The 24,862-nt window shown below is 64.6% G+C and carries 23 protein-coding genes and 1 riboswitch; of the genes, 10 read left to right on the plus strand and 13 right to left on the minus strand.

All coding sequences use genetic code 11. The features are described 5' to 3' along the window. The 3 genes from C2U70_RS18965 to C2U70_RS18975 form a co-directional block, all read right to left on the minus strand. Positions 1-1,072: serine hydrolase domain-containing protein (locus C2U70_RS18965; RefSeq protein WP_140979947.1), on the minus strand; the 1,072-nt coding region annotated here is incomplete at its 3' end. Between the two features lie 146 nt (positions 1,073-1,218). Beyond that, entirely contained in the window at positions 1,219-2,280 is a 1,062-nt protein-coding gene (locus C2U70_RS18970; protein ID WP_140979948.1) for an AraC family transcriptional regulator, read from the minus strand. A gap of 51 nt (positions 2,281-2,331) precedes the next feature. Beyond that, a complete protein-coding gene (locus C2U70_RS18975; protein ID WP_140979949.1) occupies positions 2,332-2,907 on the minus strand; it encodes a GNAT family N-acetyltransferase in 576 nt (191 codons plus the stop codon). Between the two features lie 65 nt (positions 2,908-2,972). Between C2U70_RS18975 and C2U70_RS18980 the strand changes: the two genes are divergently transcribed. Both C2U70_RS18980 and C2U70_RS18985 read left to right on the plus strand, forming a co-directional pair. Continuing rightward, positions 2,973-3,890 (plus strand): pirin family protein, encoded by a 918-nt coding sequence (locus C2U70_RS18980; protein WP_140979950.1) that lies wholly within the window; start codon positions 2,973-2,975, stop codon positions 3,888-3,890. 59 nt (positions 3,891-3,949) lie between these two features. Further along, positions 3,950-4,864, plus strand: coding sequence for a phosphoribosylaminoimidazolesuccinocarboxamide synthase (locus C2U70_RS18985; RefSeq protein WP_140979951.1), 915 nt, complete (start codon positions 3,950-3,952; stop codon positions 4,862-4,864). 180 nt (positions 4,865-5,044) lie between these two features. Here C2U70_RS18985 and C2U70_RS18990 read toward each other — a convergent pair whose 3' ends face one another. Further along, positions 5,045-5,320, minus strand: a complete 276-nt coding sequence (locus C2U70_RS18990; protein ID WP_140979952.1) for a metal-sensitive transcriptional regulator — start codon at positions 5,318-5,320, stop codon at positions 5,045-5,047. 65 nt (positions 5,321-5,385) lie between these two features. Here C2U70_RS18990 and C2U70_RS18995 point away from each other — a divergent pair, with 65 nt between their 5' ends. The 4 genes from C2U70_RS18995 to C2U70_RS19010 all read left to right on the plus strand — a co-directional run bounded on the left by C2U70_RS18995 (position 5,386) and on the right by C2U70_RS19010 (position 10,816). Beyond that, entirely contained in the window at positions 5,386-7,845 is a 2,460-nt protein-coding gene (locus C2U70_RS18995; RefSeq protein WP_140979953.1) for a heavy metal translocating P-type ATPase, read from the plus strand. Positions 7,846-8,042: 197 nt separating this feature from the next. Next, entirely contained in the window at positions 8,043-8,486 is a 444-nt protein-coding gene (gene nikR, locus C2U70_RS19000; protein WP_140979954.1) for a nickel-responsive transcriptional regulator NikR, read from the plus strand. A gap of 303 nt (positions 8,487-8,789) precedes the next feature. After that, complete coding sequence (locus C2U70_RS19005) at positions 8,790-9,962, plus strand: hypothetical protein (protein WP_140979955.1); 1,173 nt, start codon at positions 8,790-8,792, stop codon at positions 9,960-9,962. A 101-nt stretch (positions 9,963-10,063) separates the two neighbouring features. Beyond that, positions 10,064-10,816, plus strand: a complete 753-nt coding sequence (locus C2U70_RS19010; protein WP_140979956.1) for a sulfate transporter family protein — start codon at positions 10,064-10,066, stop codon at positions 10,814-10,816. 4 nt (positions 10,817-10,820) lie between these two features. On the opposite strand, the gene nth is transcribed toward C2U70_RS19010, so the two are convergent. Then, on the minus strand, positions 10,821-11,588 hold the full coding sequence (nth, locus tag C2U70_RS19015; protein ID WP_186294354.1) for an endonuclease III: 768 nt from the start codon (positions 11,586-11,588) through the stop codon (positions 10,821-10,823). Positions 11,589-11,610: 22 nt separating this feature from the next. Between nth and C2U70_RS19020 the strand changes: the two genes are divergently transcribed. Next, on the plus strand, positions 11,611-12,144 hold the full coding sequence (locus C2U70_RS19020) for a DUF2244 domain-containing protein (protein WP_140979957.1): 534 nt from the start codon (positions 11,611-11,613) through the stop codon (positions 12,142-12,144). Positions 12,145-12,199: 55 nt separating this feature from the next. Continuing rightward, the gene (locus C2U70_RS19025; RefSeq protein WP_140979958.1) at positions 12,200-13,096 is read left to right on the plus strand and encodes a methylated-DNA--[protein]-cysteine S-methyltransferase; all 897 of its coding nucleotides are present in this window, start codon (positions 12,200-12,202) and stop codon (positions 13,094-13,096) included. Positions 13,097-13,270: 174 nt separating this feature from the next. On the opposite strand, the gene C2U70_RS19030 is transcribed toward C2U70_RS19025, so the two are convergent. Both C2U70_RS19030 and C2U70_RS19035 read right to left on the minus strand, forming a co-directional pair. Continuing rightward, positions 13,271-14,323 carry a hypothetical protein gene (locus C2U70_RS19030; RefSeq protein WP_140979959.1) on the minus strand — a complete coding sequence of 351 codons (1,053 nt, stop codon included), beginning with the start codon at positions 14,321-14,323 and terminating at the stop codon, positions 13,271-13,273. Positions 14,324-14,663: 340 nt separating this feature from the next. Then, complete coding sequence (locus C2U70_RS19035; protein ID WP_140979960.1) at positions 14,664-15,770, minus strand: 2'-deoxycytidine 5'-triphosphate deaminase; 1,107 nt, start codon at positions 15,768-15,770, stop codon at positions 14,664-14,666. 108 nt (positions 15,771-15,878) lie between these two features. Continuing rightward, positions 15,879-15,958: riboswitch (SAM riboswitch) on the plus strand. Positions 15,959-16,026: 68 nt separating this feature from the next. Here C2U70_RS19035 and C2U70_RS19040 point away from each other — a divergent pair. Continuing rightward, a complete protein-coding gene (locus C2U70_RS19040; RefSeq protein WP_140979961.1) occupies positions 16,027-17,223 on the plus strand; it encodes an O-succinylhomoserine sulfhydrylase in 1,197 nt (398 codons plus the stop codon). 160 nt (positions 17,224-17,383) lie between these two features. Here the strand turns inward: C2U70_RS19040 and C2U70_RS19045 are convergent, their stop codons facing one another. The 3 genes from C2U70_RS19045 to C2U70_RS19055 are packed head-to-tail and all read right to left on the minus strand — an operon-like array spanning position 17,384 to position 20,370. Further along, entirely contained in the window at positions 17,384-18,340 is a 957-nt protein-coding gene (locus tag C2U70_RS19045; RefSeq protein ID WP_140979962.1) for an SGNH/GDSL hydrolase family protein, read from the minus strand. Positions 18,341-18,352: 12 nt separating this feature from the next. Further along, a complete protein-coding gene (locus C2U70_RS19050; protein WP_140979963.1) occupies positions 18,353-19,129 on the minus strand; it encodes an SGNH/GDSL hydrolase family protein in 777 nt (258 codons plus the stop codon). Next, complete coding sequence (locus tag C2U70_RS19055; RefSeq protein ID WP_140979964.1) at positions 19,129-20,370, minus strand: OpgC domain-containing protein; 1,242 nt, start codon at positions 20,368-20,370, stop codon at positions 19,129-19,131. The genes C2U70_RS19050 and C2U70_RS19055 overlap by 1 nt, the downstream gene beginning before the upstream one ends. Before the next feature lie 191 nt (positions 20,371-20,561). Here C2U70_RS19055 and apaG point away from each other — a divergent pair, with 191 nt between their 5' ends. Continuing rightward, a complete protein-coding gene (gene apaG / locus C2U70_RS19060; RefSeq protein WP_186294355.1) occupies positions 20,562-20,954 on the plus strand; it encodes a Co2+/Mg2+ efflux protein ApaG in 393 nt (130 codons plus the stop codon). A 156-nt stretch (positions 20,955-21,110) separates the two neighbouring features. Here the strand turns inward: apaG and C2U70_RS19065 are convergent, their stop codons facing one another. From C2U70_RS19065 to C2U70_RS19075, 3 genes are all read right to left on the minus strand, one after another. Beyond that, entirely contained in the window at positions 21,111-22,118 is a 1,008-nt protein-coding gene (locus C2U70_RS19065) for an Hsp33 family molecular chaperone (RefSeq protein ID WP_140979966.1), read from the minus strand. A 246-nt stretch (positions 22,119-22,364) separates the two neighbouring features. Then, on the minus strand, positions 22,365-23,288 hold the full coding sequence (argF, locus tag C2U70_RS19070; protein WP_140979967.1) for an ornithine carbamoyltransferase: 924 nt from the start codon (positions 23,286-23,288) through the stop codon (positions 22,365-22,367). Beyond that, positions 23,288-24,493, minus strand: a complete 1,206-nt coding sequence (locus C2U70_RS19075) for an aspartate aminotransferase family protein (protein WP_186294353.1) — start codon at positions 24,491-24,493, stop codon at positions 23,288-23,290. Before C2U70_RS19075 ends, argF begins: the two co-directional genes overlap by 1 nt. Positions 24,494-24,862: the final 369 nt, after the last annotated feature.

A 24,862-nucleotide genomic window follows, 5' to 3' on the forward strand; every position in this document is an offset into this window, starting at 1 on the left:
GGCCGAAGCGCGCCCAGTCGCGCGCGGATGCGAGCATTTTGCTGGAGCCTTCGATCGTGCCAGCGCCATCGAGCTGGAGCGTGACGTGGTTCATGCCGAGCGGTGCGAACAACTCGCGGCGCGCAAAGGCAAGCGCATCTTCGGGCTTGCCGCCGGCGGCGTTGCGGATCAGATGCGCGAGCATGATGGTATTGCCATCGTGATAATTCCACACCGTGCCCGGCGCGGTCGCGAGCGGCATGCTCGCGGCATAGGCGGCCATGTCATCCTCGGCGAATTTCATGGCGTTGACCGGCTCGAGGGCCGAGCCAAGCGAAGCCTCCAACGAGCTGCCGAGCGCAATGCCTGCGGTGTGACGCAACAACTGGTCGACGGTGATGTCATGACGCGGATCAAGAGGATTTTGCCAGGCCGCAACCGGCGCTGAAACGTCGAGCTTCAGCTTGCCCTGGCGCACGAGAATGCCCGTCAGCGCTGATATCACCGACTTCGTCATGGAGAAACCGAGCAACTGCGTCTCCGGCCCGACACCATCCGCATAGCGCTCGGCGATGATGCGGCCGGCCTTCATGACGACGATCGCGCGGGTGCGGCGATAGGGTGGTTGGGCGGGCTCGGCGAAGGCGCGGTCGAGCGCGGCCGACAGTTCCTCGCTTTGTGGCGGCACGAGCCCCGGACCGGCGATTTCGGGCAGCAAGGCGGGCTGCCTGTCGTTCGGCGGCAGCGCGACGTCGACGATCCCCTGGCCGTGCTCGAGCGTGCAGCCCAGCCCCTCGCGATAAACGGCATGGCTGCGGCCGATGCCGAACAGCGTCACGGTGACATCCCTGCGCGCGCGATCGATCTGCAAATTCATCGCCCAGGTCAGGAGGCCGGTGCCCGGCATCGCGTCGGTGGTCTCGGCGAGGTCACGCCGGGGATCGAGGCCAGAGACGAACGTCTCCGCGCAGAGCGTGTCGGCCATGAAGCCGGTGGCGACCTTGGGCACGTCACGCGCCCGTGCCACACCGAGCGCGAGGCCGGCGCAGGCGATGGCGGTGGTCAGGAGGACGATTTTTCGGCGATGGGTCACGGGGCTTTCTCCGGCTGCAGGGCGAGTGCGGGAGAGCAGGCCGGATGCGGGCGATATGCGCTCGCCGGATTTGAAAAACGACCTCGTCGAAACTGATCGGGACTGGTCGATTTCGGAATTCTTACGCTATTTCAATAATTTAAAATCTAGGCTGCATCGGCATTGAGCCGCCGGTACTCCGTCGGCGTTACCCCGGTCACCGCCTTGAACGCGCGATTGAACGGACCCAGCGACTGGAAGCCGGCGTCCATCGCGATGGTGATGACGGGGACCTCGGCCTGGGCGGGATCGGCGAGCGCGGCCTTGGCTTCCTCGATCCGATGGTTGTTCAGGAACACATTGAAGTTGCGATAGCCGAGCCGCTGGTTGATCAACCGGCGCAGCCGGTACTCCGGAATTCTCAGCCGGCCCGCCAGGACGCCGATGGTGATGTTCTCCTGGCGGTAGATGCGCTCATCCGCCATCAGCCGCATCAGCGCGTCAATCAGCTTTTGATCGGCGGCGTCATCGGCCGCAGGCTGCGCGAATACGTCAGGCGGAGCGGGCTCCACTGCTGCCGGAAACAGATCCGCTCCATCAACGCGCATCATGGCATAGACGATCGCCGCAACGGTGCAGGCGAGCACGCCGGCATTGATGGCTTCGGCGAGTTCGCCGACGTGTTGTCCGGCGACAGCGATCTGGAGCACCGCGTTCAGCCCGCCATAAAGCGCGACTGCGCAGACGATGAAGACGCGAACGCGGCGGCGGCGCTCGACCAGGTCGGCTGGCCAGGAGGCGATCATCTGCCCGATCGCAAGCCCGATGAAACCGAGCACGATTAGATTGACCACCGTCACCGAGAACCGCACATGGCCGCTGGGCGCAATCCAGACGCAGCCCGCGAAGCTGTACGCCGTCACCAGCGCCCAGATCAAACCGTGCCACCAGCGGAGGCGAAACTCGTCGTCGAACAGGGCGCGTGTGAACAGCCAGAACACCACGATGGTTCCGGTCGACAACGCGATGAGCGGTGCATGCCAGAGCGGGATTCGCGACGTGACATCCAACGAATAGCTCACCACATGTGCGACCGAGCCCAGCACGAAGGCCGCACCGAGACGGGCAGCCAGCACATTGCGAAAATCATGTAACAGGGACGCCGCCAGCACCAGCAGCAGCGCGACGCTGGCGGCGCGAAAGGCGAGGTCGAGGGCGGCTAGAGTCATCTATCGAAATCTCATCGAGCCTTGCGAACATCGTCCGTGGCGTCTGCTTTTTCAAGCACCATCCGGGCGCCAGCCTTGACGCGTGGTGGTCCAGAGATCGACCTTCTCCCCGCTCATCTCGGCCTCGCCATCAATGGCAGCCCCAAGCCGCCGCGCCACGGCTTGCGAAGGCGCGTTGTCAGGAACGATGCAATGCACGATGCGATCGAGCGCAAACGTCGCAAAGGTCCAGTCGATCGATGCATGAGCCGCTTCCACCGCATAGCCGCGGCCGCGAAACTCCTTGGCGATCCCCCAACCGACCTCGAAGCCCGGCCATCCCGGCGGACACCACGGACCGACGCGGCCGATATAGCGGCCGCTCGCCTTCTCCTCGACCGCGAACATGCCAAAGCCGTGGAGCGCCCAGTGCCCCATGATGACGGCGGCGTTACGCCAACCGATCGTTTCGTTGGTGACCGGCTTGCGATCCGGCGTGATGAAGCGCGCCGTCTCAGGATCAGACAGCATGGCCGTATTCGCCGCGACGTCACTTGCCTGCCACGGCCGCAGGATCAGCCGGTCCGTCTCGATGCGCGGCCCGGAAACCTCCAGCAGCCGCGCGCCGGGCCTCAGCGGTGGGATCATCGGTCTCCTCCCGTTCCCTGGATTGTTCTGCTACGATCATAGCAACAAACAAGAAGGAGTTTTTCATGAGCTGGCAACCCTCCAACGATCCCGTGCTCGGCGATCCCATGTCCTGCGACGCGCTCGATCTCGTGATCGTGCCGCGCACCCGCGACCTCGGCGATGGATTCGTGGTGCGGCGCGCGCTGCCGCATGGCAAGCGGCAGATGGTCGGCCCCTTCATCTTCTTCGATCATTTTGGCCCGGTGCAGTTCATGTCGGGCAAGGGCATGGACGTGCGGCCGCATCCGCATATCGGGCTTGCCACCGTCACTTACCTGTTCGACGGATCCATCATGCACCGCGACAGCGAGGGCAACATCCAGGAGATTGCGCCCGGCGCAATGAACTTGATGACGGCCGGGCGCGGCATCGCGCATTCCGAGCGGACGCCGGATGCGCAGCGTGCATCGGGCCAGCAGATGCTGGGCCTGCAAAGCTGGATCGCACTGCCGGCCGGCTCCGAAGAGATCGACCCGTCGTTCCAGCATTATGCGGCGGGCGACCTGCCGATGATCTCCGAGCGCGATTTTACCGCGCGGGTGATCGCGGGCTCGGCGTTTGGCATCGCCTCGCCGGTGAAGATGGTGTCGCCCTGGTTCTACACCGAGGTCACGGCCGTCGCGGGTGCGATCGTGCCGCTCGACCCTGATCATGAGGAACGCGCGATCTACGTCGTCGACGGCGAGGTTGAGATCGCCAACGAGCGCTACGAAGGCCCGCGGCTTCTGATCTTCCGGCCCGGTGATCGCATCACCGTGAAGGCATTGAAGCCGACGCGGATGATGTTCCTGGGCGGGGACGCGCTGGAGGGCCCGCGCCATATCTGGTGGAATTTCGTGTCGTCCAGCAAGGAGCGGATCGAGCAGGCCAAGCAGGACTGGAAAACCGGCCGCTTTGCCGCAGTTCCGCAGGAACATGAGTTCATTCCGCTGCCGGAATAGGCTAATCCGGCCTTGCTGACATCTCCTGCCGAAGGCCCAGCCTTGCGAAAGAATTGCCGATGACCACCATGCTCTCAAGCGACTTGCCGCTGACCAAGATCGGCCGCGGCAAGGTGCGCGACATCTACGCCGTCGACGATGACCGCCTGCTGCTGGTCACCACCGACCGCATCAGCGCCTTCGACGTCGTGATGGGCGAGACCATTCCGATGAAGGGCGCGGTGCTGACGCAGATCAGCGCCTTCTGGTTCAAAAAGCTCGAAGGCGTGGTGCCGCATCACGTCATCAGCGCCAATGCCGACGAGATCATCGAGGCGCTGCCGGCGCTCAAGACGCATCGCGCCGACATCCTCGGCCGCGCCATGCTGTGCAAGCGCACCACCGTGTTCCCGATCGAATGCGTGATCCGCGGCTATATCTCCGGCTCGGCCTGGAAGGAATATGCCGCGAGCGGCACGCTTGCCGGCGAGAAGTTGCCAGCGGGCCTGGTCGAGAGCGAGAAGCTGGAGCCTGCGATCTTCAGCCCGGCGACCAAGGCTGAGACCGGGCACGACGAGAACATCACCATCGCGCAGATGCGCAAGGTCGTCGGCGACGAGACGGCCTATACGCTGGAGAGCATGACGCGTGCGATCTACACGCTCGGCGAGGAGCTTGCTCGCGAGCAGGGCATCATCATCGCCGACACGAAATTCGAATTTGGCCGCGACAAGGACGGCCGCATCATCCTGATCGACGAGGTGATGACGCCGGACTCGTCGCGCTTCTGGGCGGTCGACGCCTACAAGCCCGGGCAACCGCAGGCGAGCTTCGACAAACAGCCGTTGCGCGACTATCTCGACGTCGAGCGCCGCGCCGGTCGCTGGAACGGCGACGCACCGCCTCCGCCGCTGCCGGCGAGCGTCGTAGATGCGACCAGCAAGCGGTATCTGGAAGCATATCGACGCGTGACGGGGTCGGAGCTGAAGCTCTAGGGCCTGTGATATTGCGCTTGGTTACGCGCGGACCCTTCCACACCGTTATGGCCAGGCTTGTGCCGGCCATCCACGGCCTTTCCGACCGGACATAGAAACGTGGATGCCCGGGACAAGCCCGGGCATGACGATCTCACGCGCAGATTTGATGCGCGTCAAATCGGCGAGCGTCGTGTGCCGCTATCGTTCCGCGCGACTGATGACGGCCATCAGTTCCGCGATCTTTTCCCGCTGATCGGTCTTGCTGCCGCTCGAAATCGCGTGCTCGACGCAATGGGCGACGTGATCTTTTAGGATCTCCTCCTCGACGCGGCGGAGCGCGGCGCGCACGGCGGAAATTTGCGTCACGATGTCGATGCAGTAGCGGTCCTCGTCGACCATTTTTGAGAGGCCTCGCACCTGGCCCTCGATCCGGCCCAGGCGTTTTTCAACAGATGTCTTGATGTCTTTTCGCATGCGGCCTATATACCCCTACCGGGTATGGGTTGCAAGCCCGGTAATAGGATAGTCGGAGCGCTGGAATGAACGACGCCGAACACGAGCACGCAGGTCACGGTCACGGCCATTCCGGATGCGGCTGCTCCGCCAAAGCCTTGCCTGCGCCGGTCGAGACACCCAAAACGTCATCCGGTTGCTGCGGCGGACATGGCGATCACGGCGACCATTCCCATCATGACCACGGCGGTCCCGCCGCGAAAGTGCTCGATCCCGTCTGCGGCATGAGCGTCGATCCCGCGACCTCAAAGCATCGCTTCGACCATCAGGGCGCGACCTATCATTTCTGCTCGGCCGGCTGCCGCACCAAGTTTTCAGCCGATCCCGCAAAGTATCTTGCGAAGACCAAGGCGCCCGAACCGGAGATGCCGGCCGGCACGATCTACACCTGCCCGATGCATCCGCAGATCCGCCAGGTCGGCCCCGGGAGCTGCCCGATCTGCGGCATGGCGCTGGAGCCGGAGGTTGCGAGCCTCGAGACCGGTCCCAACCCCGAACTCGCCGACATGACGCGGCGCTTCTGGATCGGCGGTGCGCTGGCGCTGCCCCCTGTCGTGCTGGAGATGGGCGGGCATCTCGCCGGCGCGCACAACTGGATCGACCCGACGCTGTCGAACTGGATTCAATTGGTGTTCGCCACGCCCGTCGTGCTGTGGGCAGGCTGGCCGTTCTTCGTCCGCGGCTGGCAATCGCTCGTCACACGCAACCTCAACATGTTCACGCTGATCGCGATGGGCACGGGCGTTGCCTATGTCTACAGCCTGATCGGCACGCTCGCGCCGCAGATTTTCCCCGCGACCTTCCGCGCGCATGGCGGCGCCGTCGCCGTGTATTTCGAGGCGGCCGCGGTCATCACGGTTCTCGTCCTGCTCGGCCAGGTGCTGGAGCTGCGCGCCCGCGACGCCACGTCGGGCGCGATCAAGGCGCTGCTGCAGCTCGCGCCCAAGACGGCACGACGCATCGGCGACGACGGCAACGAGCATGAGGTCGAGATCGATACGCTCCATGTCGGAGACCGCCTGCGCGTGCGCCCGGGCGAGAAGGTGCCGGTCGACGGTGTGATCGCGGAAGGCCGCTCCTCGCTCGATGAATCGCTCGTCACCGGCGAGTCCATGCCGGTCACCAAGGAGGCCGGCGCAAAGGTGATCGCCGGCACGCTCAACCAGTCCGGCTCCTTCATCATGCGTGCCGAGAAGGTCGGGCGCGAGACGCTGCTGTCGCAGATCGTGCAGATGGTCGCGGATGCGCAGCGCTCGCGCGCGCCGATCCAGCGCATGGCCGATCAGGTCTCCGGCTGGTTCGTGCCACTGGTGATCGTCGTTGCTCTCGTTGCGTTTGGCGCCTGGGCCTGGTTCGGGCCGGAGCCGCGGCTGGCGTTCGGTCTCGTGGCGGCCGTCAGCGTGCTCATCATCGCCTGCCCCTGCGCGCTTGGCCTGGCGACGCCGATGTCGATCATGGTCGGCGTCGGACGCGGTGCGCAAGGCGGCGTCCTGATCAAGAACGCCGAAGCCCTGGAGCGCATGGAGAAGATCGACACGCTGGTCGTCGACAAGACCGGCACGCTGACCGAGGGCAAGCCGAAGGTGGTCAAGATCGTCCCCGCCGACGGCTTTGCCGAAGACGATATTTTGCGGCTGGCAGCCAGCGTCGAGCGCGCCAGCGAGCATCCGCTTGCGGACGCCATCGTCCGCGCGGCGAAGGAGAAACAGCTCGACATCGGCCAGGTCGACGGCTTCGATTCGCCGACCGGCAAGGGCGCGACCGGCAAGGTCGACGGCAAGACCATCGTGCTCGGCAATGCCAAGTATCTCGGTTCGATCGGTATCGATACGGCGCAACTCGACGCTGAAGCCGAACGCCTGCGCCAGGACGGCGCCACCGTGATCAACATGGCGATCGACGGCCGGTCGGCCGGCTTGTTCGCAATCGCCGACCCTGTGAAGGCGTCGACCCCGGACGCGTTGAGAGACCTCGCCGCCGAAGGCATCAAGGTGATCATGCTGACCGGCGACAACCGCACCACGGCGAGCGCCGTCGCGCGAAGGCTCGGCATTGCCGATGTCGAGGCCGAAGTGCTGCCGGATCAGAAGAGCGCCGTCGTGACCAAGCTGCAGAAGGCCGGCCGCAGCGTCGCGATGGCCGGCGACGGCGTCAACGACGCGCCGGCGCTGGCGGCTGCGGAAGTCGGCATCGCCATGGGCACGGGCACCGACGTCGCGATGGAGAGCGCCGGCGTCACGCTGCTGAAGGGCGATCTCACCGGCATCGTCCGGGCGCGACGACTGTCGCAGGCGACCATGCGCAATATCCGGCAAAACCTGTTCTTTGCCTTCATCTACAACGCCGCCGGAATCCCGATCGCGGCCGGCATCCTCTATCCCAGCTTCGGAATCCTCTTGTCGCCGATCATCGCGGCGGCAGCGATGGCGCTGTCCTCGGTCAGCGTGGTCGGCAACGCGCTCAGGCTGCGCGCGACGCGGCTGTGATCGACAAGACGACGGTGCGCTACCTCGCCCCGCTTGCGGGGAGAGGGTTGGGATGAGGGGGAGTCTCCACAGGGACGGCGATAGATGGACTCGCGGAGAGTCCCCCTCACCCGGAATTCAAGCTAGGCTTGAATTCCGACCTCTCCCCGCAAGGGGGGCGAGGTGAAGAAGAGGCGCTGAGGGCTCGGGAGCATCGCATGCAGCGGATTACGATCACGATCGAGGATGATTTGCTGGCGGAGATCGATGCCGCGGCGGAAGCCCGCGGCTATCAGAACCGCTCCGAGATCATCCGCGACCTCGCCCGCGCAGGCCTGCAACAGAGCACCGAGGACACCGCACAGACGGGCCAATGCGTCGCCGGCCTCGTCTATGTCTACGACCACGCCGCGCGCGATCTCTCGAAACGCCTGGTGCAGGAATTCCACGGCCATCATGATCTCGCGCTGGCGACGCTGCACGTCCATCTCGACGACAATAACTGCATGGAGATGACGGCGCTCAAGGGTTCGGCCGACGAGGTCAAGCATTTTGCCGACCACATCATCGCCGAGCGCGGCGTCCGCTACGGCCGCGTGGTGATGATCCCGACCGGCGAAGGCAAGACGAAGGCGCGGAAGCACGCGCATCGGCACGACTAAGCCATACGTCGGGTCTCACCCTCCCCTCGAGGGCAAGCGACTTCCTTGCTTTGTGATCGGGAGGTCGATTGCCGGTATTCAACTATAGGTGTAGTTTCCGCCGCTGTACTTGTTCATTTCCAGTTCAATCTCTTTCGTTCGATGCTTTGTTTTGCAGGGTAGATCGTAATCACATCAACTTCGTCGCCACATCGATCGCTGGCCTGGGCCGTCAGGCACTTTGGAATTCGATCTTAAATTGAAGTCACCGGCCCCAAGGCCGGTCGCGTCGTATTGTCCAAATCCATTCCCGGAGGCCACGCCATGCTCGTCGATCGCAAATGGGTTCAGCGCAATATTGGCTTCGATCCGATCGAGAACCCGCCGCCGGACAATACTTTTTCCGTCAAGAGCGTGGCGACGGCGGCGGTGAAGCGAACCGCAAAGGTCGCGCCGGAAGATTTTCAGCGCGAGATCATCGACTTCGATTCCGAATCGTCCGTCGGCCGCGAATTCATGGCCTTCAGCACGGCGACGGGATTGTCGCGCTTCACCGACATCCCATGGCCGAAGGGGCTGGCGCCGCAGACGGGCCCGAAACCGAAGGGCACGAGCAACAGCCCGCTGCCGCGCGGCGACGTGCTCTTGGTGACGTGGACGGTCGACGAGGGCCATGCGCTGAGCCGCGTGCTCACGCCGGGCAAGGACTCGCGCAACGACTACGTGCCCTACACCCACAATTACGCGACGATCTCGCAGAAGATGCGCAATGGCTGCCCGGCCAAGGAGCTGAAGCGGCTCGGCACCTACTGGACCACCACGATCGGCAAGAAGAAGGTCGTGATCTTCAAGTCGGACTCGCACATGTCGCAGGACGGACCGCAACTGCCGAACATCGACGTCTGGCGCCAGATCATCGAGGAGGTGCAGCCGACGCTCGTGATCACGACGGGCACGGCCGGCGGCATCGGCAAGGAGTTCGAGGTGGGCGATGTCATCGTCAGCCCGATCGTGCGGTTCGACTGCACGGCGAAGTTCAAGAAGCAGCCTTTTGCGCAGGCGCACTACTCGAGCAAATCGGCCAGGACGTCACGCTTCGCGCAGGCCAAGACGCTGTTCAAGGCCAATTCCGGGCAATTGCCGAAAGACAATACGCGCGCGCCCAAGATTGTGGCGGTGAAACCGAGCGGGCTGAGCTCATCCGTCGTCACCACCGACTTCTTCGGCTTCGACACCTCGGACAATCACTACAAGCTCAAGGGCCTCGGCGACGTCTCCGAGATGGGCGATGCCATCCTCGGCCTCGTCGCCAAGGACATGGGAGCCAAGGCGCCGCGATGGCTCGCGATCCGCAACGTCTCGGACCCGCAGATCAAGGCCGAGGGAACGATCCGGCAGCAGGCCCAGGTCGCCGCCCAGATCTACAAGGCGTTTGGCCGCTGGAGCTCGGTCTGCAGCGCGATCACCTGCTGGGCCAGTATCGTGGCGGAGGGCTGACGAAGCACTGCCACGCCGCATAGGGCCGCAGGTCGGCCTCCCTTGCCGAACCGGCTGGGCATATCTACCTCTCCGCTGTGTTGTCGTGAGAGGTCCCTGCCATGCTGGATGCCGCCGTCAAGGCGCTGTCGCAAATGTTGTCGCCGCCGATGCGCTCGATCCTGTGGCGCTCGATCGGTGTTGCGCTGGTGCTGATCACCGTGCTGGCGTTCGGGCTGCAGCGGCTGCTCTCCTGGTTTGCGACCTCGGGCGAAGTCTGGCTGGAAGGGCTGCTCGGGCCGGGCTGGCATTCCTCGCTCGATGTCCTGGCCTGGATCGTTTCGATCGCGGCCGGGCTCGGCGTCGTGTTCGGCGGCATCTTCCTGATGCCGGCGATCACCTCGCTGGTGGCGAGCCTGTTCGTCGACGATGTCGCCGATCATGTCGAGCGCGAGCACTATCCGGCGGAGCGGCCCGGCGTCGCGCTGCCGTTCTCGATCGCCATCACCGAGGGCGTCAAGACGGCGCTGCTCACGATCCTGGTCTACCTGGTCGCGCTGCCCTTCGTGCTGTTCGCCGGCGCCGGATTCCTGATCTTCTTTATCGCCACCGCATGGCTGCTCGGGCGCGAGTATTTTGAGCTCGCCGCCATGCGCTTCCGTTCGCCGGAGGAAGCCAAGGCGATGCGGCGTGACAATGCCGCGACCATCTTCACCGCGGGCCTGTTCATCGCGGCCTTCGTGTCGATCCCGGTCGTCAATCTGGCGACGCCGATCTTTGGCATGGCCTTCATGGTCCACATGCACAAGCGGCTGTCCGGACCGCGGCCCGAGCTGATCGAGCCGAAGCGCCGGAGCAGCGTGCCTGCGGCGTGAGCCGTCACACCACCGTCTTCTCCGGCCATCGGCAGAGATCGTTGATCAGGCAGACCTCGCAGCGCGGCTTGCGCGCGAGGCAGGTATAGCGGCCGTGCAGGATAAGCCAGTGATGCGCGTGCAGCATGAACTCGGACGGAATCACCTTTTCGAGTCCAAGCTCGACCTCCAGCGGCGTCTTGCCGGGCGCGATCCCGGTGCGGTTCCCGACGCGGAAGACATGCGTGTCGACCGCCATGGTATGCTCGCCGAAGGCCATGTTGAGCACGACATTGGCAGTCTTGCGGCCCGCGCCGGGCAATGACTCGATCTCGGCGCGCGTGCGCGGCACCTCGCCGCCGAAATCGCTGAGCAGCTTTGCCGACAGCGCGATCACGTTCTTCGCCTTGGTGCGATAGAGGCCGATGGTCTTGATGTGATCGCGAAGCCGCTCCTCGCCGAGGTCGAGCATCTTTTGCGGCGTGTCGGCGATCTCGAACAATGGCCGCGTCGCCTTGTTGACCCCGGCGTCGGTCGCTTGGGCCGACAGCACCACGGCCACCAGCAACGTGAAGGGGTTGAGATGCTCGAGCTCCCCCTTGGGCTCGGGATTGGCCTTGCGGAAACGGCTGAAGACCTCGTGGATCTCTGCAGGCGTCCAGGGCTTGCTCGCCTTAGCCTTTATGGATTTCGGCTTTGCAGCCTTCGGCGACTTGCTGGCGGGCTTTGCCTGCGCCGTTTTCTTCGGCGCGGCCGGCTTCTTCGCGGCTACCTTGCGGGTGATTTTTGCCATCATCGGGATATACTGAGGGGACATGAGCACAGGCAACGAAATTGCGCACGACAACGCTGACGGCCAAGCCGAGCCGCAGATTTTCTCCGCGCTGCTCACGCCCCATCGCTCGCTGAACCGCACCGGCTTCCTCGCCGTGATGCTGTTTCTGAGCGTCGTCAGCTTCGTGACCGGCATGGTCTTCCTGCTGATGGGGGCGTGGCCGGTGTTCGGCTTTTTCGGCCTCGACGTGCTCGTGATCTGGTGGGCCTTCCGGGTCAATTTCCGCACCGCGCGCGCCAGCGAGGAGATCGTGGTGACGCAGACCGAGTTGCGCCTGCGCCGAACCAGCCATCGCGGCCATGTCTCCGAATGGGTGCTCAACCCGCTCTGGGTCCGGCTTGAGGAGGAGGGCGACGAGGAGTTCGGCATCGAGCGGCTGTACCTGATCTCCCGCGGCCGCCGCGTGTCCGTCGGAAGATTCCTGGGGCCAGAGGAAAAAGCAAGTTTTGCCAAGGCGTTAATCGCCGCGCTCAATGCCGCCAAGCGTGGCCCGACCTACAATCCGATCGCGTGAAACGAGATCGGAAATCGGGTGGTTTGGTACCCCGCCCGGCCCTACATTTCCGGTCATGATGACACTCGCCATAAATGACCAGCGCCTGGCCAAGCCGGGCTCCCAGAACGCCGCGCTGCGCGACTACGATTCCGTGCGCCGGGCGATCGCCTTCATCTCGGAAAACTGGCGTGCGCAGCCGACCATCGAGGCGATGGCTGATGCCGCCGGTGTCACGCCGGATGAGCTGCACCATCTGTTCCGCCGCTGGGCCTCGCTGACGCCGAAGGCGTTCATGCAGGCGCTGACGCTCGACCATGCCAAGAGCCTGTTGCGGGACTCTGCGAGCGTGCTCGACGCCGCACTCGACTCCGGCCTCTCGGGCCCGGGACGGCTGCACGATCTCTTCGTTACCCATGAGGCGATGTCGCCGGGCGAATGGAAGAACGGCGGCGCAGGGCTGACGCTCACTTACGGCTTCCACCCCTCGCCGTTCGGCACCGCGATCGTGATCGCGACCAATCGCGGTCTGTCCGGGCTTGCCTTTGCCGATCCCGGCGAGGAGAAGGCCGCGCTCGCCGACATGACGCGGCGCTGGCCGAACGCGACTTACGTCGAGGACCGCGAGGGCACCGCGCCGATCGCAAAACGCATCTTCGACACAAAGCTGTGGCGGCCCGACCAGCCGTTGCGCGTGGTGATGATCGGCACCGATTTCGAGGTGCGGGTGTGGGAGACGCTTCTGAAAATTCCGATGGGACGCGCGGTGTCCTATTCGGACATCGCCCGCAAGATCAACAACCCAAAGGCCTCGCGCGCCGTCGGCGCCGCAGTCGGGCGCAACCCGGTCTCCTTCGTGGTGCCGTGCCACCGCGCGCTCGGCAAGAGCGGCACGCTGACAGGCTACCACTGGGGCATTACCCGCAAGCAGGCGATGCTCGGCTGGGAAGCGGGACAGCTGGGGGTGCAGTAGTGTTTCTTCTCCCTCGCCCCGCTTGCGGGGAGAGGGTTGGGGTGAGGGGGAGTCTCCGCAGGGACGGTAACAGTCGGACTCGCGGAGAGTCCCCCTCACCCGCACCCCATCTTCGATGGGCTGCGGCCTCTCCCCGCAAGCGGGGCGAGGCGAAACCCGCGGCGCGAATCTTCTCTACCCGATCGTCCAGACCAGCGGCAGCCGGCCGGCCGAGGCCGGCTTCATCTCAACGCCGATGTGCCGCCCGCAGCCGGCAGCCAGTCCCTCGAACAGACCCTCCAGCACTTTGGCGCAGGCGCGGTGATAGTCGGCGACATCGTCCATCAGCTTCCAGCTCTGCTGGCGGATTTCGAACGTGCCTTCGGACGCCGTGCTGTCGGCGGCATCGTCCTGCGCGGCGAAGAGTGCACCGAGGAAAGATACGAACTCCTTCGCGCCGCCACGGCTTGCGGACAATGCCGCGGCGACTTCGTCAAAATACTGCATGCCGATCAGCTTGCCGGTGAGATGCAGGAGATAGCCGGCATCCTCCGGGCCGAACAGTTGCACCATCACGGGCGCGGCGGTGCGGACATATTCCATGGCGTAGTTGCGATAGGCCTTTTCCAGCCGCGGCTTTGGCCAGCTCGACACCGGCAGCGCCGGCGCGGTCTTGGCATCGAACAGCGGGGCTTCGAGATGCCGCGCAAACACCAGGCGCTGGTCGAGCTCGAGCGGGTGATCGTATTCGTGATAGTAGCCTTCGAGCCCGTCCTGGCCGTCGACGCTCTGCTTGGTGCAGACGAAGCCGAGCCGGAGATCGCGCAGCGCCACGCCATTGTTGGCGTGCCAACCGCGCAGCATCGCGCGCGAGACCTCGCCGGGCACGCCGCAGATCGCGGTGCCCTTCCAGATCCAGCGCGGCGGCGGATAGCGGATCCAGGCCTTAGCGTCGCTCTCATACATGTATTCGACATGCACGCCGCCGATCCAGTTGGAGAGATAGTGATATTGCGCGGCCGCCACCGCCGGCGGCAGATGGCTGAGGCCGAGCTTTTCGAGCCCCGGCAGAAAGCGTTCCTGCTGCTGGCGGCGAAACACGCGGAAGACGAACTCCGCGGCGTCAGCGGTGCCGCGCCGCGTGACGACGGTGAGGATGAGGCCGGTGAAGTAGGCGTGATAGAGATCGGCGACGGCGCGCCAGCGGCGCCATTGCGCATCCTGCGCGGGGTCTGCTGCGGCACTCATCGTTTGCTCCCGGCTTGTTGTTTTGCCGGAGTGTGTCATCGCGAATGAGGCGAGGCAACCGACCGCACACTCAGTCGTCATCCCCGCGCAACGGCGAAGCCGTTGTCGCTGGAGGTGCGAGCCTTGCGATGCGGTTGCATCGCAAGGTGAAGCCTCGAAGGATGGCCACAGGCGCTCGCGGCCCATCCTTCGAGGCGCGCAAGAGCGCGCACCTCAGGATGACGGTGTCGAGTGTGGCGGCAGCCTGTAGCCCGGATGGAGCGCGGCGTAATCCGGGTTCGTGCCGCAAGCGATGAGAGTCCCGGATTGCGCTGCGCTCCATCCGGGCTACGGAATATAGCTACACGCGGAAATGCTTGGAGAGCTTCAACCCCTGCGCCTGGTAGTTCGAGCCGATGCGCTGGCCGTACATGGCGTCGGGGCGGGCGAGCATTTTTTCGTAGACGAGACGGCCGACGATCTGGCCGTGCTCGAGGATGAAGGGCACTTCGCGCGAGCGCACCTCCAGCACGGCGCGCGCGCCCTGCCCGCCCGCGCCGGCATAGCCGAAGCCGGGATCGAAGAAGCCGGCATAGTGCACACGAAATTCGCCGACCAGGGGATCGAACGGCACCATCTCGGCGGCGTAGTCCGGCGGCACCTGCACCGCTTCCTTGGAGGCGAGGATGTAGAACTCGCCGGGATCGAGAATGAGGCTGCCGTCGCCACGCGCGGCGATCGGCTCCCAGAAATCGTCGACCGCATAGCCGGCGCGGCGATCGACGTCGACGACGCCGGTGTGGCGCTTGGCGCGATAACCGACGAAGCCGGTGCCCTTCTCGCCGGAGAGATCGACTGACACCGCGACGCCGCCGGCAAGATCGGCGTCGTCGACGTCGACCAGACGTTCGCTTGCATGCAGCGCTTCGAGGTCGTCGATGTTGAGGATGGCGTCACCGGTGCGGAAGCGCACCTGGGACAGCCGCGAGCCCTCGCGCACCAGCACCGGAAACGTTTTTGGGCTGATCTCGGCATAGAGCGGCCCATGATAGCCGGCGCCGATCATGTCGAAGCGGCGCGTGCCGTCGGCGATCACGCGGGTAAACACATCGAGACGGCCGGTCGAGCTCTTGGGGTTCGCGGCAGCCACGATCTCCGGTGGCAGCGCAAGACTCTCCAGCAGCGGCACGATGTAGACGCAGTTGGTTTCCAGCACGGCGCCGTCGGCGAGGCTGAACTCGTGCAGCTTCAATTCATCGATGCGCTCGGCGACGGTGGCGCCGGGGCCGGGCAGAAAGCTCGCGCGCACGCGATAGGCGATGTCGCCGAGGCGAAGATCGAGGCTTGCCGGCTGGATCTGGCTCTCGACGAAGTCGTAGGCGGGCAGGATGAGGCCGTCTTCCGCCATCGCCGCAATCATGCGGTCGGGCAGGATACCGTTGGCATCAGTGGCGACCTTGAATGTCACCTTAAGGTCCTCGGAAGCGGTCAATTGTACCCGAAAAGCGGCAAATTCAGCTTTTTACCGCTAGCCGATGCAAGCCTTGACGGAAAGGGTTCGGCGGAATAAGAGCATCACTTATCCCGTGGTGATTTGAGCCGGCCGGCTTGCAGCCACGTTAAATAAATCGCTAAACAGGCCGGGGACACGTGTGATCCCGGCCAGTGGAGATATCCAGGCCGGTTTTTTTGTGACCATTTTCAAGATGGTCATTGGAGGTCACATGTCGAAGTCCCCGGCGTCAGCCGCTCACTACCGTCCCGAAACCCGGCTGGTCCATTCCGGCACGCTCCGCTCGCAATATGGCGAGACGTCGGAGGCGTTGTTCCTGACGCAAGGCTACGTCTACAACAGCGCCGAGGAATGCGAGGCGCGGTTCAAGGGCGAAGATCCCGGCTTCATCTATTCGCGCTATTCCAACCCGACGATCGCGATGTTCGAGCGCCGCATGATCGAGCTCGAGGGTGCGGAAGCCGCGCGCTCGGCCGCAACCGGCATGGCGGCGGTGACGACCGCGATCCTGGCGCCGCTGAAGGCGGGCGATCACGTGGTCGCCTCGCGCGCGCTGTTCGGCTCGTGTCTCTATGTCGTGCAGGACCTGTTGCCGCGCTACGGCATCGAGACCACGCTGGTCGACGGCCTCGATCTCGACCAGTGGAAGCGCGCGCTGCGTAAGAACACCAAGACGTTCTTCCTGGAGAGCCCGACCAATCCGACGCTCGACGTGCTCGACATTCCTGCGATTGCCGACATCGCCCATAGCGGCGGCGCACGGCTCGTGGTGGACAACGTCTTTGCAACGCCGATCTGGCAGAGCCCGCTCGCATTGGGCGCCGATGTCGTGGTCTATTCCGCGACCAAGCATATCGACGGCCAGGGCCGCTGCCTCGGCGGCATCATCCTGTCCTCGGAGGCCTTCATCGCCGAGCACATCCACAATTTCATGCGCCAGACCGGGCCGTCGATCTCGCCGTTCAACGCCTGGGTTCTGCTCAAGGGTCTCGAGACGCTCGGCGTGCGCGTGCGCGCGCAGACCGATACCGCCGGGCGCATCGCCGAAGCGCTCGCGAGCCATCCAAAAATCTCGCGGCTGATCTATCCGGGACGTGCCGATCATCCGCAGGCGGATCTCGTGAAGAAGCAGATGCGCGGCGGCTCGACCTTGGTCGGGTTCGAGGTCAAGGGCGGCAAGCAGGCCGCGTTCCGCGTGCTCAATGCGCTGAAGCTGGCGCGGATCTCCAACAATCTCGGCGACGCCAAGAGCCTGGTGACGCATCCGGCCACCACGACGCATCAGCGCCTGAAGCCGGAAGACCGCGCCGCGCTCGGCATCAGCGAAGGTTTTATCCGCTTCTCGACGGGGCTGGAGCATGCGGATGATCTGATCGAGGATCTCGCGGCGGCGCTGGAGAAGGCGTGAGTTAAAGAAGCGATTGTAGGGTGGGTTAGCTGCGCGAATTGCGCAAAGCGCAAACCGCGCGGCGTAACCCACCACTTCTGTCAACGCGGAAACGAAAGAGGTGGGTTACGCCAGCGGTTTGCGCTTCGCGCATCCGCAAGGCTAACCCACCCTACGGCACCTACATCGGCCGGTAGGTCCGCACATCGCTCGGCACGTTGACGCCGAGCTTGATCTGGCCGACGGAGCGGATGATATCGTCGCCGAGGAGTTGCGCGAAGCAGGCGTAGCCCCAATCGTTCATGTGCAGGCCGTCCTCGATGACGAAGGTCTCGACCGGGATCGCCTGCTTCTCGTGCCAGTCGCGCATCACCTCGAAGCGCGGAAACACGCCGACATGGCGGAGCTCGCCGACCTTGCCGAGCAGACTGATCATCTTGCTCGCGCTTTCGCGGCGTGCGTTGACGGCCGGCGAATATTGGGGATCGACGAGCACGATGTCGCTGCCGGCGGCCTGGATGCGTGAGATGCCTTCTTCCACGAGCTTCGCCGTGTCGGCGGGATCGAGGTTGCGCAGCACCGCGTTGGTGCCGACCTGCCAGATCACGAGATCAGGATGCACGTCGATCACGGCAGTCTGCAGCCGCCTCAGCATCTCGGGCGCGTCCTCACCGCCCTTGCCGGCATTGATGACGGTGATGTCGGCGGTCGGATAGTGGCGGCGAAGCTGCGCCGCGAGGCGGTTCGGATAGTAGAAATCAGGCGAACTCGCGCCGTGGCCCTGGGTCGACGACGAGCCGAAGGCGATGATCACGACCGGCTGGCCGGCAATGAGCTTGTTCGCGACGTGCGGCAGCGAGCCCATCGATTTCAGACCGCCCTTGGGCGGCAGGCACGGCACGCGGTTGAAGATGTCGCCGGCCGATTTCGCCGCCTGCTTGACCGTGTCGATGGCGCGCGCGGCGATGCCGCGCTGCTCGGTGGACGAAGGCTGGCTCGTGGCGGCGGCCGTGGTCTGCTGGGCCGGCGTCGTCTGTGCAGACTGTGCGCGCACCGGCGACGGCGACACGGACGACAACAGCAACGCCGCGCACGCAGCCAAGCATGTCGTCAGGAAAAAAGGGCGGAGAGAACTCATTAACGCTAGACCTTAGTTCTGCTGCTGGCCCGGACCGACATGGGCGGCGTCGATCACGAACTGCGCGAGTGCGCGGCCAAGGCAATCATGGACCTGCTTCGCCAGTTCGGGCCCGCGCGTCGGATTGAACAGGTCGAACTGCCCCTGGTCATTCCACTGGCGCATGATGGCGAAACGGTCGAACAACGGGATTTCATGCTCCTGCGCGACGACGCGCATATTATCCAGATAAGGCGGCACGGACATCATGGTCTCGGTCCGCGGGCTGTACTGCAAATTCATCAAGACGACGTCGGCCCCCGCATGCTGCAGCGCAGAAACACCGTCGGTCACGGCGGTGCGAAACTCGTCGGGATCGATGGATCGGATAGCATCCACCGTCCCGGTCTGCCAGATGACCAAAGTAGGCCTTTTTGCTTCCATCAGCTTAACGAAGCCGGAGGCCGCCTCCTCTGCCGTTTTCTTGCTCTGTATTTCTACGGACACGTGCACGGGCTCGGACGGCAGCTTTTCCTTCAGGATCGCCTGGAGGCGGGCCGGATAGGAGCTGTCCTCCGACTGCGGGATGGTGGTCGAGCGGCTGCCGATCACGAGGATCTCGAGCGGCTTGTTGGCTTTGATGATCTCCGCCGTCTTGGGGAGCTGGCTTTCGCTGGCGAGCAGATAGGCAGGCGTTTCGCAGGCCGGGGGACCGCCAGGCGCAGCGAGCGCGGCATCTTCGGCGCGCGCGGAAGCGGCGGCAAAAGCGCCGCACAGCAGGACCAGGCTCAGGAGAACCTTCGCCTTCATCAGCCCCCTCCCGCCATATCGGCGTTGCCGACGGCGTTTTTGGTTTTCGAACCGCTCTTGTCAGCCTCGCTCTTGTACCACGAAATCAGCCACGCCATGCCCCACATGATCAGGATTCCAGAGAGACTTATCAGCGCATGCATGGCCGGGCCGCCGGAGATTTCGGCCAAAATGAAATGCCCGGCAAAGGCGAGGAAGACGCCGAGGCAAAAGATTTCCAGCGAATGCTGCCCGCAGAGAATGAGCGGCCTCAGCCAGGGCGATTTGAGGCCCGGCCAGGTTCGCGGCAGGAAGCGCACCGTGAGCGCCGCCAGCGCCAGGAAGTGCGTGAAGCGCAGCACGTCGAGATCGGTCTTGTCGATCGGATACATCCACTGCTCGAGGCGCTTCGGCATGAAATGGCTGAGCCCCGGCACGTACCAGGTCATGGTCACGTAGAATGCAGCCACCAGATAGGCGATCGATATCCACATCGTGACGGGTGAGGCGAGGATGCGCGACATCCGCTTGGCGCCTCCCAGTGCACACCAGGCGCCGAACACGAACAGCAATTGCCAGGCCATCGGATTGAACGCCCAGAAGCCGTTCGGATAGGCCGACAGATACAGGTCGAACTCCCAGGTCACCGCGTAGAGCAGCACCGACAGGCCGAGCGTGACGTCGGGCTTCCATTTCATCAGCCAGAGGATCAGCGGCAGCGCCAGCATCAAGACGATATACAGCGGCAGCACGTCCATGTTGACGGGACGGAAGCGCAACAGCAGCGCCTGGACGATGGTGACGTCGGGCTGCTTGAGGAAATCCATGATGCCCATTTCTTCCGTGTAGAGCGGGTTCTCGAAGCGCGTCGCGACATAGGAGATTTCCGCCAGGAAGATCGTGAACAGGAAGACATGGGCGACGTAGATCTGCCAGACCCGGCGCAGGATGCGCGCGGTGGCGATCACGAAACCGTTCTCCAGCATCGCGCGGCCATAGACGAAGGCGGCGGTGTAGCCGGAGATGAAGATGAAGATTTCGGTGGCGTCGCTGAAACCGTAATTGCGGATGGTGAACCAGGTCAGCAGATTGGGCGGCAGATGATCGATGAAGATCAGCCACAGCGCCAACCCGCGGAACAGGTCGAGCCGCAATTCGCGCTCTCCGACGACCGGCAGCGAGATCGCCGGCGCCTTGACGCGCGGCGCCGCCTCCGCGGTTCCGGCAATCGTCGATCCCCTGACTTGGTCGGCAATGCTCATCGAAGCCCTGAACCTGGTGCGAACCTTGGCGCGCGGCGCGCATGTTGCGGATTGTAACGGCCCGGCGGCCCGCTAGCAAAGCGGCCGGATCACATCGCGGTGTACCTGCCGAGGAAAATTGGGCGGGACGATGTCGCGACGCGCCGGCCGGGCGATTGGTTCCGGGCCGGGTTTTCGTTATGATGAGACCCATGTATCGCGCCGTGACCCGCCACATCGAAGTGACCGTCGAACCGAACTATGTTCCCGAGCAATCCTCGGCCGAACGCGGCAGGCATTTCTGGTCCTACACCATCGTCATCACCAATTCCGGCGACGAGACCGTGCAGCTCAAGACGCGGCACTGGATCATCACCGACGCCACCGGACGGCAGCAGGAGGTCAAGGGCGAAGGCGTGATCGGCGAGCAGCCGGTGCTGGCGCCCGGCGAGCGCTACGAATACACCTCCGGCGTCCCGCTCTCGACCGCCTCGGGCTTCATGACCGGCCGCTACCAGATGGTCAGCGAAAGCGGCGAACGCTTCGAGATCGACGTGCCGACGTTTTCGCTCGACAGCCCGGATTTGAAGCGGGTGTTGAACTGACGCTGCCGTAGGGTGGGTTAGCTGAGCGGCTGCGCGAAGCGCAGTCCGCTGGCGTAACCCACCACTTCTGTTGACGTGGAAAGAGAAGAGGTGGGTTACGCCGCGCGGCTTGCGCTTCGCGCAATCCGCGGGGCTAACCCACCCTACAATTCCGCGCTACGCGTTCTCGACGCCTGCCTCATGCGGGGTGAACCGGTAGACCGACGAGCAGAACTCGCAGGTCACCTCGACCTTGTCGTCTTTCACCATCGCGGCGCGATCGTCCGGCGAGAAGCTCTTGAGCATCGCGGCGACAGCATCGCGCGAGCAGGAGCATTGCGCCTGCAGGGCGTGCTGCGTGAACACGCGCACGCCGCGCTCGTGGAAGAGACGGTAGAGTAGCCGCTCGCCGGAGAGGTCCGGATCGATCAGCTCGACATCCTCGACCGTCTGGATCAGCGAGCGCGCCTCGACCCAGGCGTCGTCCTCGGCCACGCTGTGCACGGCGGCGCCATCGGGCGCATCGCCGGGATGCAGATCGGCCTGGCGGGCACGCTCCGGCGCCTTGGGCAGAAACTGCAGCAGCATGCCGCCGGCGCGCCAGCGATGCTTGCCGCCGTCGCTCGCGCGCCATTCCTCGCCGACCGCGATCCGCACCTGGGTCGGGATCTGCTCGGAGCGCAAAAAGTATTCGTGGGCGGCATCTTCCAGGCCGCCGCCGTCGAGCGCGACGAGACCCTGGTAGCGGCTCATGTCGGCGCCCTGGTCGATGGTCATCGCGAGATGGCCACGGCCGAGCAGCGTGCCGGAATCCGTGGCCTCGCCGAGCCGCGCCGCGTCGTAGCGGGCATAGGCGCGCAGGCGGTCCGGCGCCTTGAAATCGACCACCAGGAACGACACCGGGCCATCGGTCTGCGCCTGCAGGATGAAGCGGCCGTCGAACTTGAGCGCGGTGCCGAGCAGGGTCGCGAGCACGATGGCCTCGCCGAGCAGCTTGCCGACCGGCGCAGGATAATCGTGCTTGGTGAGGATGTCGTCGAGCGCGGGGCCAAGCCGGGTCAGCCGTCCGCGCACGTCGAGCGCGCTGACCTCAAAGGGGAGAACGGCATCGTCGACGGGAACGGAGGACGGCGCGCGGACCGGGCCTTCGGAGCCGGTCCTGATGTCAGGGGATTGGGAAACCATGGCGCTTTATCTGGGGTTTGAAGGTCAGAAATGGAAGAGGGCAAACACACCCTCCGCTGTCGTCCCGGACAAACGGAGCGCCTGGCCCGGGTAGCGTTGTCCAGAGCGACGTGCCGATCCGGGACGACAGCGGAGAATGCGGCCTCAACCGCGTAGCCCGGATGGAGCGCAGCGAAATCCGGGAAGTCTTTCCGCGCATTGAGAAACCCGGATTTCGCTGCGCTCCATCCGGGCTACAAGCGAGATTCACTTCACCGCGTCAAAACACCAGGCCAAAATGCCCTTTTGCGCGTGCAGGCGGTTTTCGGCTTCGTCGAACACCACCGATTGCGGACCGTCGATCACCTCGTCGGTGACCTCCTCGCCGCGATGGGCGGGCAGGCAATGCATGAACAGCGCATCGGGTTTGGCGAGCGACATCAGCTTGGAATTGACCTGGTAGGGTTTCAGCACGTTGTGGCGGTGCTCGCCCTCCTTGTCGCCCATCGACACCCAGGTGTCGGTGACGACGCAATCGGCGCCGCGGACGGCTGCTTCCGGATCGGTGCCGAGCATGATCGGCGCGCCCGACGCCTTGACCCAGTCGCGCATCGCCTTCTTCGGCGCGAGCTCCGGCGGGGTCGCGACATTGAGCTGAAACTTGAAACGCTCGGCGGCATGCGCCCAGGACGCCAGCACGTTGTTGTCGTCGCCGGTCCAGGCCACCGTCTTGCCCTCGATCGGACCGCGATGCTCCTCGTAGGTCATGAGGTCGGCCATCACCTGGCAGGGATGCGAGCGCCGGGTGAGCCCGTTGATGACGGGCACGGTCGCGTATTGCGCAAGCTCGAGCAGCGCATCGTGATTGAGGATGCGGATCATGATGGCATCGACATAGCGCGACAGCACGCGCGCGGTGTCGGCGATGGTCTCACCGCGGCCGAGCTGCATCTCGGCGCCGGTGAGCATGATGGGTTCGCCGCCGAGCTGGCGCATGGCGACGTCGAACGAGACGCGCGTGCGGGTCGACGGGCGCTCAAAAATCATCGCCAGCGTCTTGCCTTCGAGCGGCCTGACCGGCTGATGCGCCTTCTGCTTCGCCTTCATGGCGACGGAGGCGGCGAGCATGTTCTTGAGCTCCGACAGCGGGAGCTCGTTGATGTCGAGGAAGTGTTTTGGCGTCTTGCTCATCAGCCTGCCCGCTTCTTCGCAGCAGCCGAAATCGCAGTGCAGGCCCGCTCGAGCCGCGCGACGGATTCATCGAGCTCGGCCTCGGTGACGATCAGCGGCGGCAGGAAGCGCACGACATTGTCGCCGGCGCCGACCGTGAGCAGCTTTTCGTTGCGCAAGCCGGCGACCAGATCGCCCGAAGGCACCACCGCCTTGATGCCGATCAACAGGCCCTCGCCGCGGACTTCGCTGACGATATCGGGGTGGCGGTCGATGACCGAGGCGAGCTTCTGCTTCAACAGCAGCGACATCTTCTGCACATGGTCGAAGAAGCCGGGTTTGAGCATGACGTCGAGCACGGCATTGGCCGACGCAATCGCAAGCGGATTGCCGCCGAAGGTCGAGCCGTGCGAGCCGGGCCCCATGCCGGCGGCCGCGTCCGCGGTGGCGAGCACCGCGCCGATCGGGAAACCGCCGCCCAGCGCCTTCGCCAGCGACATCACGTCGGGCACGACGCCGGTACGCTTGTAGGCGAAGAGCTCGCCGGTGCGGCCCATGCCGGTCTGCACCTCATCGAAGGCGAGCAGCAGGCCCTTCTCGTCGCAGAGATCGCGCAGCGCCTTGAAGAAGCCCTGAGGCGCCGAACGCACGCCGCCCTCGCCCTGGATCGGCTCGATCAAAATGCCGGCGGTGTGCGGACCGATCGCCTTCTTCACCGCTTCGAGGTCGCCATGCGGGACCTGATCGAAGCCGTCCATCGGCGGGCCAAAGCCCTCGAGATATTTTGCCGATCCGGTGGCAGCCAGCGTCGCCAGGGTGCGGCCGTGGAAGGCGCCCTCGAAGGTGATGATGCGGTAGCGCTCGGGGTGGCCTTTTGAGAAATGATGGTGGCGCACCAGCTTGATCACGCCCTCCATCGCCTCGGCGCCGGAATTGCAGAAGAACACGAAGTCCGCAAAGCTCTCGTTGCAGAGGCGGGCCGCCAGCTTCTCGCCGTCCGGGCTCTGGAACAGGTTCGACATGTGCCAGAGCTTGGTCGCCTGCTCCTGCAACGCCTTGACCAGCGCCGGGTGGGCGTGGCCGAGCGCGTTCACCGCGACGCCGGAGGTAAAGTCGAGGTAGCGGTCGCCATTGGTGGCCTCCAGCCAGCAGCCCTCTCCGCGCACGAAGCCGAGGTCGGCCCTGGCGAAAACGGGAAGCAGATGCGGCGCGGCGCTGTTGGTCATGACGATCACTTGAATGTTGCAGTCACATGGATATTCGGTTCGACATTCGGTCCCGATGCGCCTATGGCGCAGCGCATCATCAACCCGGAAAACGAAACGTGCCGCCTTTTAAGGGCGGCACGTGACACTATCTTATGCCCAGAGAAACCCGTGTCAATGCCGGCCGGGGGGCCCACAAACCGCGCAACCCGTAGTCTTGCGGTGGCGATTTAGCGGTGTTTAAGCCCCGGAACATGTGGAAGCGGGACCGCGGACTCTTGCGCGGGAGTCACGCCATATTGTAGCGTTTGGCTTGTCAGATACGACATCTCGTGCAGCGGTTCTGATCCCTTAGGTCCACAAGTCACCGGCGTACACGTTCGGACGCAC

This window comes from Bradyrhizobium guangdongense (genome assembly GCF_006483445.1).
Taxonomy (GTDB): domain Bacteria; phylum Pseudomonadota; class Alphaproteobacteria; order Rhizobiales; family Xanthobacteraceae; genus Bradyrhizobium; species Bradyrhizobium guangdongense_A.